This is a genomic window from Kitasatospora sp. NPDC057518 (assembly GCF_042802075.1).
Classification (GTDB): Bacteria; Actinomycetota; Actinomycetes; order Streptomycetales; family Streptomycetaceae; genus Kitasatospora.
This window is the reverse complement of record NZ_JBHVEU010000288.1, coordinates 1-11,435: the sequence shown is the minus strand read 5'-3', so window position 1 is coordinate 11,435 and position 11,435 is coordinate 1. Positions and strand designations below refer to the sequence as shown.

The 11,435-nt window shown below is 71.5% G+C and carries 9 protein-coding genes; 4 read left to right on the top strand and 5 right to left on the bottom strand.

The genetic code is table 11. From position 1 onward, the window contains the following. Positions 1-60 precede the first annotated feature (60 nt). From ACFU7Z_RS26310 to ACFU7Z_RS26300, 3 genes are all read right to left on the bottom strand, one after another. Complete coding sequence (locus ACFU7Z_RS26310) at positions 61-2,367, bottom strand: collagenase (RefSeq protein ID WP_380780056.1); 2,307 nt, start codon at positions 2,365-2,367, stop codon at positions 61-63. 291 nt (positions 2,368-2,658) lie between these two features. Further along, positions 2,659-4,977 (bottom strand): M9 family metallopeptidase, encoded by a 2,319-nt coding sequence (locus tag ACFU7Z_RS26305; RefSeq protein WP_380780054.1) that lies wholly within the window; start codon positions 4,975-4,977, stop codon positions 2,659-2,661. Between the two features lie 296 nt (positions 4,978-5,273). Then, complete coding sequence (locus tag ACFU7Z_RS26300; protein WP_049651490.1) at positions 5,274-5,843, bottom strand: DoxX family protein; 570 nt, start codon at positions 5,841-5,843, stop codon at positions 5,274-5,276. 211 nt (positions 5,844-6,054) lie between these two features. Here ACFU7Z_RS26300 and ACFU7Z_RS26295 point away from each other — a divergent pair, with 211 nt between their 5' ends. Further along, complete coding sequence (locus ACFU7Z_RS26295; protein ID WP_380780052.1) at positions 6,055-6,651, top strand: TIGR03086 family metal-binding protein; 597 nt, start codon at positions 6,055-6,057, stop codon at positions 6,649-6,651. Between the two features lie 125 nt (positions 6,652-6,776). Continuing rightward, complete coding sequence (locus ACFU7Z_RS26290) at positions 6,777-7,235, top strand: hemerythrin domain-containing protein (protein ID WP_074002297.1); 459 nt, start codon at positions 6,777-6,779, stop codon at positions 7,233-7,235. Positions 7,236-7,306: 71 nt separating this feature from the next. Here the strand turns inward: ACFU7Z_RS26290 and ACFU7Z_RS26285 are convergent, their stop codons facing one another. Continuing rightward, positions 7,307-8,095: a VOC family protein gene (locus tag ACFU7Z_RS26285; RefSeq protein ID WP_049651487.1), complete on the bottom strand. Its 789-nt coding sequence runs from the start codon at positions 8,093-8,095 to the stop codon at positions 7,307-7,309. A gap of 122 nt (positions 8,096-8,217) precedes the next feature. Then, positions 8,218-8,808: a Uma2 family endonuclease gene (locus ACFU7Z_RS26280; RefSeq protein WP_049651486.1), complete on the bottom strand. Its 591-nt coding sequence runs from the start codon at positions 8,806-8,808 to the stop codon at positions 8,218-8,220. A 165-nt stretch (positions 8,809-8,973) separates the two neighbouring features. On the opposite strand from ACFU7Z_RS26280, the gene ACFU7Z_RS26275 reads away from it, so the two are divergent. Both ACFU7Z_RS26275 and ACFU7Z_RS26270 read left to right on the top strand, forming a co-directional pair. Next, positions 8,974-9,651, top strand: a complete 678-nt coding sequence (locus tag ACFU7Z_RS26275; RefSeq protein WP_049651485.1) for a TetR/AcrR family transcriptional regulator — start codon at positions 8,974-8,976, stop codon at positions 9,649-9,651. Positions 9,652-9,833: 182 nt separating this feature from the next. Then, positions 9,834-11,366, top strand: a complete 1,533-nt coding sequence (locus ACFU7Z_RS26270; RefSeq protein ID WP_049651484.1) for an MFS transporter — start codon at positions 9,834-9,836, stop codon at positions 11,364-11,366. The last annotated feature ends 69 nt before the right edge of the window (positions 11,367-11,435 follow it).

Here is an 11,435-nt window from a genome sequence, read left to right as displayed (position 1 = left end):
GGGGCGGGGCGCCGTAGCGCTCCGCCCGGGGCGGTCACCTGTCCGTTCGCCGTACTCGGCTCACATTTCGCTCGTGACGCTCACCCCGCTGAAGCCCTGCTGGGCGTAGAGGCTGAAGAAGATGTAGCCGCCGGCCGGCGGGTCCGTGACGGTCAGCGTCTCGGAGTTGTCCGGGCCGGTCGACCGCGCGGTGTTCGTGTCGGTGTAGGCCCAGCTCGTCGGGTTGTAGTAGAGGTCGCCGTTGCCGGTGCCGCCGCTGGTGGTGATCTTCACCTGCTTGGTGCCGGCCGGCACCAGGAGGTAGAAGTGCGCGTAGTTGCCCGTGGTGGCCGCGACGTTGCTGCGGGTGCAGTTGGCCGCCAGCAGCCGGGTGTCGGTGCCGGTGCACTCGGGCAGCGGGGTGCCCGGCGTGGTGGGCGGGTTGCCGCTGCCGTCGGTGGCGCAGCCGCCGGACGCGCACTTGGTCAGCCAGCTGTCGAAGTCGGCGTCGTAGCGGGTGCCGATGGTGGTCTTCAGGATGGTGCGGGCACCGTCCCAGTCACCGGTGCGGTACTTGGCGAGGACCGCGTCCAGGTCGGAGCGGTGCTGCTCCAGCATGTAGCGGACGGCCAGGTAGCCCCAGCGGTAGACCCGGTCCTGGTCGCCGTAGCCGGTGTCGAAGAGGTCGCTCAGCTTGTAGGTGTGGCGGGCGGCCGCCGCGATGGCGCCGTCGTTGTTCACCTTGCGGTACGAGTAGGAGACGTACTCCGCGAAGCCCTCGACCCACCAGACGGTCGGGGTCTTCATGCCGGCCTCGAAGTCGCCGTACATGTCGAACCGGCCGTCGAGGTAGTGGGTGTACTCGTGGTTGAGGTTCCAGATCTCGAAGGACGGACGGGCCCACTCGGCCTCGTAGCAGAGGAAGCGCGGCTGGTTGTCGGCCTTGGTCGGGTCGCCCTCCAGGTACATGCCGCCGTTGTTGGTGTCGATGCCGTAGATCGCGGCGGCGAGCACCTGGTAGTCGAGCGAGGAGTGGAAGGCCACGACCTCGATCGTCTTGTTGTTGTCGTCCTTGACCGGGCCGCTGTCCTTGGCCACCGAGTGGAAGTACTCGTCCTGGCCGTTGAGGCTGGTGCAGGCGGTGTTCAGCTGGGTGGCGTCCAGCGCCTGGGCGAGCAGCGTGATGCTCGGGCTGCAGGTGTGCTTCACGGTCAGCACGCCGGCCTTGAGCTGGGCGGACTTGTCACAGGTGCCGTAGAAGGAGCAGTTGCCCTGGTCGTAGTAGTCGACCGCCTCCGCGACCGCGGCCCACTGGTAGACGGTGCGGCCCTTCGGCTCCGACTTCTCGACCAGCGTCTTGGCCAGCGGACGGACCTTGGCCTGGAGGGCGGTGTCCTTCAGGAAGCGGGTCAGCTCCTTGGTCGCGTTGTAGACCAGCACGCCGAAGCTGTCGCCGAGCAGGGCGTTGTTGCGGGTCGCGAAGTCGGACAGCGCGTCCAGCACGCTCGGGTCCGCCTCGACGGCCGCGTCGAAGCCGGGCACCTGGTGGCCGCGGAACAGCACGGTGAACACCGGGTTGACCGCCCAGGCCATGCCGGCCGGGTTCCAGGTGTCGGCCTTGTAGTCGCCCAGCAGCCGCTTGACCACCGGCAGGAAGCGGACGTTCTCCTGCGCGCTGTCGATCAGGGTGACGGCCTCGCCCAGGATGGGCGCGTTGCCCGAGGCGACGTCGCGCGAGTGGGCGCTGTTGAAGAAGGCGTCCAGCCCGGACTGGATCGCGGTCTTGAGGCCGGCGCCGTACTCGCCGACGTCCTCCTTGTGGTACCACTGCACGAAGTAGCCGGCGCGCAGGTAGAGCACCAGCTGCTCGACCGAAGTGCTGTTGTCACCGGGGTAGTTGGCCGACGCGTCGCGCAGCGCGTAGGCCACCGTGTTCATCTGCTCCTCGCGGAACGCGCCGCGCGCGTCGCCGCCGGTGAGCTGGAACAGGCTGTTGATGCAGTTGATGTCCGCGCTCTTGATGTGCTGGACCAGGTCGCTGCCGGTCCGGCCGCTGAAGTCGCCGACGGTACAGGCCTGTTCGGCCGCCGCGCCGAGGCTGAGGGCCTTGGCGGTCGGCCGGACCTCGGCCGGCCGGGTGTCGACCGAGAGCGGGGCGCGCTGGTCGACCGAGGCCAACTGCTGCCCGCTGTCGGCTCGTTCGGCTGCGCCGGTGGCGGGCTGCGGGGCCGGCCCGGTGGGGACGGGCGCGGGCGAGCCGCCGGGGGTGGGGGTGGCGGGGGCGGCCTGGGACTGCGGGGCGAACAGGCCGACCGCCAGGAACAGGGACAGGACGAGCGTCAGCAATCGTGCCAGCTGCGGGAGTCGCAGCAGACGTGAAGGACTCACGTGGGGGCCTCCGGGCCGTCGTCGGCCGCGATTTGGGGCGCGGCCGGTGGGGGGTGTCGAGGACCGTTGGTGACGGCGCCGCGTGGGGAGCGGTTCCGTCGGGCACGGTGGGGGGTGTGACATGTACCATGGCACATCTCACATGGCCTTGGGAACCCGGGGCGTTGTGCGCAGTTTGCGGGGAATTCACGGAGGGATCGTGGTGACGGTCCGTCAACAGACCCGCCCCGGACGGGGCGCCGTAGCGCTCCGCCCGGGGCGGTCACCTGTCTGGGGTCAGCCGGGGTCGGCTCACATCTCGCTCGTGACACTCACCCCGCTGAAGCCCTGCTGGGCGTAGAGGCTGAAGAAGACGTAGCCACCGACCGGCGGGTTGGTGACGGTCAGCGTCTCCGCGTTGTCCGGACCCGCCGAGCGCGTGACGTACGCGTTGGTGTAGGCCCAGCTCGTCGGGTTGTAGTAGAGGTCGCCGTTGCCGGTGCCGCCCTTGCTGGTGACCTTGATCTGCTTGGTGCCGGCCGGCACCAGGAGGTAGAAGTGCGCGTAGTTGCCGGTGGTCGCCGCGACGTTGCCGCGCACGCAGTCGGCCGAAAGCAGCCGGACGTCGTTGCCCGCGCACTCCGGCAGCTGCGGCTGGCCCGGCGTGTCGGTGGCGCAGGCGCCGGCGCCGCACTTGGTCAGCCAGCTGTCGAAGTCGGCGTCGTAGCGGGTGCCGATGGTGGTCTTCAGGATGGCGCGGGCGCCGTTCCAGTCACCGGCGCGGTACTTGGCGAGGACCGCGTCGAGGTCCGAGCGGTGCTGCTCCAGCATGTAGCGCACGGCCAGGTAGCCCCAGCGGTAGACCCGGTCCTGGCTGCTGGTGGCGTAGACGGTGTCGAACAGCTCGCTCAGCCGGTAGGCGTGCTGCGAAGCGACCGCGATGGCACCGTCGTTGACGACCTTGCGGTACGAGTAGGAGACGTACTCCGCGAAGCCCTCGACCCACCAGTCGATCGGCTGGACCTGGCCGGCGTCGTAGTCGCCGTACACGTTGAACCGGCCGTCGAGGTAGTGGGTGTACTCGTGGTTGAGGTTCCAGATCTCGAAGGACGGGCGGGCCCACTCGGCCTCGTAGCAGAGGAAGCGCGGCTGGTTGCCGACCGCCGCCGGGTCGCCCTCCAGGTACATGCCGCCGTTGTTGGTGTTGATGTCGTAGATGACCGCGGCGAGCACCTGGTAGTCGAGCGAGGAGTGGAAGGCCACGACCTCGATCGTCTTGTTGTTGTCGTCCTTGACCGGGCCGTTGTCCTTGGCCACCGCGTGGAAGAACGCGTCCTGGCCGTTCAGGCTGGTGCAGGCGGTGTTCAGCTGGGCGGCGTCCAGCGCCTGGGCCAGGATGACGATGCTCGGGCTGCAGCTGTGCTTCACCGTCAGGTTGGCGGCCTTGAACTTCGCCGGGTCGTCACAGGTGCCGTAGTACGAGCAGTTGCCCTTGTCCCACCAGTTCACCGCGAGCGTCACCGAGCCGCGCTGGTACATCGTGGGGCCGGTCGGGGCGGACTGCTGGGCCAGGGCCCGCGCGTAGGGGCGCAGCCGGGGCAGCAGGTCCGGGTACTGCATGAAGCGGGTCAGCTCGTTGGTCGCCTCGTAGACCGTCCGCCCGTAGGTGCCGCCGTGCAGGCCCTGGTTGCGGGAGATGAAGGTGAACAGGGCGTCCAGCACGCTCGGGTCGGCCTTGACGGCGGGGAGGAAGTCGGCCTCCCAGTGGCCGGCGAACAGCGCGGTGAGCGCCGGGGTCACCGCGTAGACCATGCCGTTCGGGTTCCAGGTGGCGCTGTCGTAGTCGGACAGCAGGCGCTTGACGACGGGCAGGTAGCGGGCGCTGTCCTTGATGCTGTCGATCAGCGTGGCCGCGCGGGCCAGCGGGCTCGCGTTGTCCGCGGTGACGTCCCGCGAACGGGGGTTGGCGAAGAACGCGTCCAGCGCGGCGCGGGAGGCGTCCTTCAGGCCGCTGCCGTAGGGGCCCACCACGTCGGGGTTGTAGAACTGCGTGAAGTAGCCGGCCTGCAGGTAGAGCATCAGCTCCGCGATCGAGCCGCTGTCGTTGCCCTGGTAGCCGTTGGCGGCGTCGCGCACCGCGTTCGCCACGGTGACCATCTGCGACTCGCGGAAGGCGTTGGCGGCGTCGCCGCGGCCGATCTTGAACAGCGAGTTGACGCACTGGAGGTCGACGGACTTGATCTGCTGGACCAGCGCGCTGCCGGTCCGGCTGGTGAAGTCGCCGACGTTGCAGGGCCGGGCGGCGGCCGCGTCCAGGCCGAAGGCCTTGGCCTGCGGCTGCCCGGCCGTCGGCAGGCCGGTGAGCGGGGCCGTCGGCGACTGGGGCACCAGGTCCTCGGGGCTGAGGCGCTTGCGGCCGTCCGGCTTCGCCGGGGTGGTGTCGGCGCGGCTCTCGCCGATCGCGGGCGGCGGCGCCAGGTGGGCGGGCGCCGTGCCGGCGGGCGTACCGGCGGGGGTGCCGCCGGGGGTGGTTCCGCCGGGGGTGGGGCCGGCGGGGGCGGCCTGGCTGAGCGGGGCGAACAGGCCGACCGCCAGGAACAGGGACAGGACGAGCGTCAACAGTCGTGCCAACCGCGGGACTCGCAGTAAGCGTTGGCCATTCACGTGGGGGCCTCCGGGCCGTCATCGGCCGCGATTTGGGGCGCGGCCTACGGGGGAGCGAGGACCGTCCGCGACGGGACCCGTGGGGCGGGTCCGTCGTGGAAACAGTGGGGATGTGCCATGTAATATTGCACACATCACACATCATTGTGAAGGCCTTTACCCAAGCCCTACCCATCCGGAAAAGCGGAAGGGCATGGCGACGTCGTCGTCGCCATGCCCTTCGGGCCCGCGGATCGGTGGAACCGACTACCGCCGGATTCCGGCTACTTGCGGAGCAGCAGGATCACGCCCGCCGTCACCAGGCCGACCACGACGGCGGCCGCGCCGTACGCCAGGCGGTGCGCCCGCAGCACCGGCAGGAAGCGGTCCACGGCGTAGCGGCCGGGGCCGGTCAGGGCGAGCGCGGCGGCACCGGCGGTCAGCAGCAGCTCGTACTCGCTGCCCTTCGGGGCGAAGAAGCCGCCGCCCCAGGTGACGGCTATCGCGTTGACCATCGTGCCGACGATCGCGGCGCCCGCCAGCGGGGTCAGCAGGCCGACGGCGAGGGCGAGTCCGCCCAGCGTCTCGGTGAGGCCGGCCACCACGGCCATGGCATTGCCGGCCGGGTAGCCGCTCATGGTGAAGAACTGACCGGTGCCGTCGATCCCGCCGCCGCCGAACCAGCCGAACAGCTTCTGGCTGCCGTGCGCGGCCATGGTCAGGCCGAGGGCCAGGCGCAGGAGCAGGAGTCCGGCGTCATAGGCGTGCGGGGAGGTCGTCGCGGACCCGGCGGTGTCCCGGGTCGGGCTGACGGTGGTGGTGGCGGCGGTCGTGCTCGGGCTGCTGCTCGGCATGCGCGTCTCCATCGATCGGGGTTCGGTCGTCGTCCGGCGCGGCCGGACACGGTCAAGGGTTGTGGTGGTGCGGCAGGCAGGGATCGTCACCCGGCGCCATTGTTCAAATTTGAACCGCCGCTTCACCGACCGTACCCCGAAGTTCGAATTTGAACAACTGACGGGCCGTCGGCGACTCGCGGGCCCCGCCCCGGCCGGAGAGGGTGGAGACATGGCCCACCACAGGCAGCACCGACGGGAGACCCGGACCGGCACCCCGTACCCCGAGGCGCTGGACGCCTTCGGCGAGCGCGTCCGACTGATCACCCCCGAACAGTGGGACTCCCCCACCCCGTGCAGCGACTGGTCCGTCCGCGACCTCGTCAACCACCTCACCGGCGAACAGCTCTGGGTGCCCGAGCTGCTGATGGGCGCCACCGTCGGCGAGGTCGGCGAGCGCTTCGACGGCGACGTGCTCGGCGACGACCCGGTCACCGCCTGGACCGGCGCCGCCGAGGCCGCCCGGGAGGCCTGGGCCGTCCCGGGCGCCACCGAGCTGACCGTCCACCTCTCCTTCGGGGACACCTCGGGGCAGTACTACCTGGACCAGCTCACCACCGACCTGGTGATCCACTCCTGGGACCTCGCCGAGGGCATCGGACGGCACACCCGGCTCCCCGACGGGCTCGTCGGGTTCGCGCTCGGCGAGTTCGCCGGGTACGGGGACCTCTCCGGCAGCGGGCTCTTCGACCCGCCGCTGCCGGTGCCCGAGGACGCCGACCCGCAGACCCGGCTGCTCGCCCTCACCGGGCGGCGGGACGGGGGGTGAGCGGGACCCACGGAGGGTGAGCGGGCACTACGGGGGGTGAGCGGCGCGTGCCTCCGGGCGGGCGGCCCGGCGCCGGATACTGGAAGACAGCGGGGGAAGTCTTCCGTGCGAGAGGCGGGCGGGCCATGAGCCGCAGGCCTGACATCCTCGGCGAGTTCACCGCCGACCACCGGGCGGTCACCGAACTGCTCGACCGGATCGAGGCCGCACCGGCCGGCGACCCCGGACGCGGCGAGCTGGTGGCCCGGCTGACCGACCTCCTCTTCACCCACTGCGCCGCCGAGGAGGAACACCTCTTCCCGGTGGTCCAGCACGACGTGCCCGACGGCGGGGCCCTGGTCTTCCGCAGCATCCACGACCACCTGGCGATCGGGCAGTACCTCGCCGACCTCCAGGGGCTCGGACCGGCCGAACCGGCCTTCGACACCCTGCTGCGCGGCCTCGCCGAAACCCTGCGGCGGCACCTGCGGGGGGAAGAGGAGCAGCTGTTCCCGGCCGCCCGCAAGGCCCTGCCCGCGGCCGCCCGCACCGCGCTGGGCGACCGGCTGCGGGCGGAGCGGGCCGAACTGGACGCCCCGGACTGATCAGCGCTCCCGCCGGCCCGTCCCTCCGGGCCCGCTCATTCCTTCAGGCCGGATCATTCCTCCGGGCCGGATCAATGCTTCGGGCTGATCACCGCGAACCGGGCGCCCTCGCGGTCCCGCAGCCGGGCCACCCGCCCGTACGGGGAGTCGAAGGCCGGCCCGAGCGCCCCGCCGCCCAGCTCCGCGGCCCGGGCCACCGCCCGGTCCGTGTCCGGGACGGCGAAGGACACCTCCCAGTGCGGCGGCATCCCGGCCGGGCCGCCGGCCTGCTCCTTGGCCAGCGCCGCGACACTGTGCCCCTCGGCGCGCAGCACCACCCGGTCGTGCTCCCAGCGGACGTCGAAGCGCTCCGGGTCGCGGCCGTCCCAGCGGAACACCTCGCCGTAGAACAACGCCGCCGCGAACGGGTCCGGGGTGCGCAGCTCGATCCAGACCGGCGCCCCGGGCAGGTCCAGCTTCCGGGCCCGGCCCAGCGGGCCCTCCCAGATGCCGAACACCGCGCCCGCCGGGTCCGCCGCGAAGGCCACCCGTCCGGCGTCGAAGGCCAGCGGGCCGACCGCCAGGGTCGCGCCGCGCTCCCGCACCGCGTCGGCGGCGGCGTCGGCGCTCTCCGTCCCGAAGTAGCTGGTCCACGCGAGCGGAACCGCCCCGACACCGGCGACGCCCAGCCCGGCCACCGCCTCCCCGCCGGTCACCGCGTGCACGTACGGGCCGAAGCGGTCCGGCCCGGGCTCGAACTCCCAGCCGAGCAGCGGGCCGTAGAACGTCTTCGCGTCCTCCAGATCCGGGGCCATCAGGCTCACCCAGCACGGCACGGCCGCCACACAGCGCACCCGGGCGACCGTCTCACCGCTGCCCATCGCGAACCTCCTCCGCCCACCCGGCCGCCGGGCCCCTCCCGACTCCCACGGCCCACCGGCCGCCCGGGACGCCCACAGCCTAGGGCGCCACCCTCACCGCCCCGGGGAAGCCATGCCCGGGATCAGCGCACCCAGTTCTTGAGGGGCTCGGTGTCCAGGGAGATGCCCACCGGGTCGGGGAGGCGGACGGCCTTGCCGAACGGCAGGGTGTGGACAGTCTCGTAGCGGACGCCGTCGGGCTGACTGTGGACGATGATCTCCGCGGAGTCCCGGTCGATCAGCAGGTAGACGGGGATGCCGGCCTCGGCGTAGGCGCGGGGCTTCTCGACCCGGGCGCGCCGATCGGCGTCGACGTCCGCATCGGTCACTTCGACCACCATCAGCACGCGATCCGCATCGACCCACTCCCCCTGCCCGACGAAGGCCTCGGCGGGGGCCAGAGTGCCATCGGGATGGACCCGTCCGCCGTCGGTTCCCCGCATCCTCAGGCCATGGCTGTGCAGCCACAGCTCCGGCCGCGCCTGGAAGCAGCTCCGCACCAGCCACTCGATCACGCAGCCGTGGTTGCCGCCCGACCTCGGTTTCACTCCCAGTCGCCCGCCGAGGAACTCCAACTGGAGGCCCTCGAGCGCCCGGAAAGCCAGGCGCGCGAGTTCCTCGAACTCTTCGGGCCGCATCTGCGATCGGCGCGGTGCGTCAGGAGCCGTGCACATACCGCGACCGTAGGGCCGGGGTGTGACATCCCTATCCGCGAGCAGGGGGGTTATGTGACGCAGGTCACATGGTGAGGGGAAATTCCGGGGACGGATTCCCCGTTTCCGAGTACGTTGGAAGAAGCGGGGAGATTTTCCCCGGTATCCTGATGAGGAGCAGTCGTCGTGACCACCACCGCCGAGTCGGTCCGTCCCGCGGGGAGCGCACGTACGCCGAAGTTGCGTGCGGACGCGAGCCGGAACCGGGAGCGGATCGTGCTGGCGGCCCGGGAGGCGTTCGTCGAGTACGGTGCGGACGCGCCCCTGGACGAGATCGCGAAGCGGGCGGGGGTCGGCAATGCCACGCTGTACCGGAACTTCCCGGACCGGGTGGCGCTGATCCGCGAGGTGGCGGTGCTCGTCAAGAACCGCATCCTGGCCCTCGCCGAGACGGCGACGGCGGAGGCGGACGCCCCTGACGGCAGTGGGCCGTTCGACGCCCTCCAGCGGTTCGCGCACGCGTCCGTCGGGGAGAAGGTCGGCGGTCTGTGCACCCTGTTCAGCAACCATGTCGACCTGTACGACCCGGAGTTGACCGAGATCCGGGAGCGCCTGCAGGCCGCCGTGGGCGGGCTGATGGAGCGCGCCCGGGCCGCGGGCGAGCTGCGGTCGGACGTCGACCACGGTGACCTGTTCATCGCGATGAGCCAGCTGACCCGGCCACTGCCGAACACCGCCTGCCGACTGCTCGACGACTTCGTCCACCGGCACCTGCAGATCTTCCTGGACGGCCTGCGCGCACCGGCTCCTTCGGTGCTGCCCGGCCGGGCCGCGACCTTCGAGGACTTCCAGCCCCAGAACTGACCGACCCACCAGTACCGACCCCCTGCCTGTAGGGGCCCGACCAGTACCAGCCGTCCGGGCGCGCGCCGCCGTGCCCCGGCGCGCCCTGCCACCGCACCCTCCCGGTGCGGCGACCCGCCGTGCCCGCCGCACGGCACCCGACCGTTCACGCACACCACACGCACCGTGAAGTGAGTACCCCCATGTCTCGAACCGACGCCGCCCGACCGGCGACGCTGCCCGATCCCCGGCGCTGGAAGGCGCTGATATTCATCGGCCTCGCCCAGCTGATGGTCGTCCTCGACGCGACCATCGTGAACATCGCCCTGCCGTCCGCACAGCGGGACCTGGGCATCTCCGACGGCAACCGCCAGTGGGTGATCACCGCCTACGCGCTGGCCTTCGGCGGGCTGCTGCTGTTCGGCGGCCGGATCGCGGACCTCTGGGGCCGCAAGCGGACCTTCATCGTCGGCCTGACCGGCTTCGCCCTGGCCTCCGCGCTCGGCGGCGCCGCGGCCAACACCGCGATGCTGCTGGGCGCCCGCGCACTCCAGGGCGTGTTCGGCGCACTGCTCGCGCCGGCCGCGCTGTCGCTGCTCGCGGTGACCTTCACCGAGGCCAAGGAGCGCGCCAAGGCCTTCGGCATCTACGGTGCGATCGCCGGTGGCGGTGGCGCCATCGGTCTGATCCTCGGCGGCCTGCTCACCGAGTACATGAACTGGCGCTGGACCTTCTTCGTCAACATCCCGTTCGCCATCGTGGCCGCCGTCGGCGCCGTGATGGTGATCCGCGAGCCCGCCGAGGGCCGCAACCGCAACCGGCTGGACGTCCCCGGCGTCCTGCTGGTGACCACCGGCCTGGTCTCGCTGGTCTACGGCTTCACCCGCGCCGAGTCGGACGGCTGGTCGTCCGGCACCACCATCGGCCTGTTCGTCGCGGCCGCCGTGCTGCTGGCCGCCTTCGTGCTGGTGGAGCTCCGGGTCAAGGCCCCGCTGCTGCCGCTGCGCGTGGTGCTCGACCGCAACCGCGGCGGGGTGTACCTGTCGCTGGGCATGGCCGTGATCGGCATGTTCGGTCTGTTCCTCTTCCTGACCTACTACCTGCAGATCGTGCTCGGCTACAGCCCGGTGCTGACCGGTGTGGCCTTCCTGCCGATGGTGGCGGGCATGATCACCGGCTCGACCCAGATCGGCGCCCGGCTGATGACCCGGGTCCCGGCCCGCTACCTGATGGCGCCCGGCTTCCTGGTCGCCTCGGCCGGCATGTTCCTGCTGACCCACATCAGCCTGGACACCTCCTACCCGGCGCTGATCCTGCCGGGCCTGGTCCTGATGGGCCTCGGCATGGGCACCGCGTTCATGCCGGCGATGAGCCTCGCCACGCACGGCGTCCAGCCGCGCGACGCGGGTGTGGCCTCGGCGATGGTCAACACCTCGCAGCAGGTCGGCGGCGCCATCGGCACCGCGCTGCTGAACACCATCGCGGCCAGCGCGACCACCGGCTGGCTCGCCTCGCACGCCACCGCCGCGGCCGCCGCCTCGCCGGAGGCCGCCAAGGTGCTGCAGTTCCAGGGCATGGTGCACGGCTTCTCGACCGCGATCTGGGTGTCCTTCGGGATCCTGGTGGCGGCCGGCGTGGTCGCCTTCACCTTCATCAACGCCGGCCGGCCGGGTGCCTCGACGGGCTCGGACGCGGGCTCGGCGGCCGAGAACGACGTGCCGGTGCTGGTGCACTGACGCGCAGGGGTTGCTCGGGTGCGTACGCGGCCCGTCCGGTGTCCTCCAGGACCTGGGCCTGGCACAGGT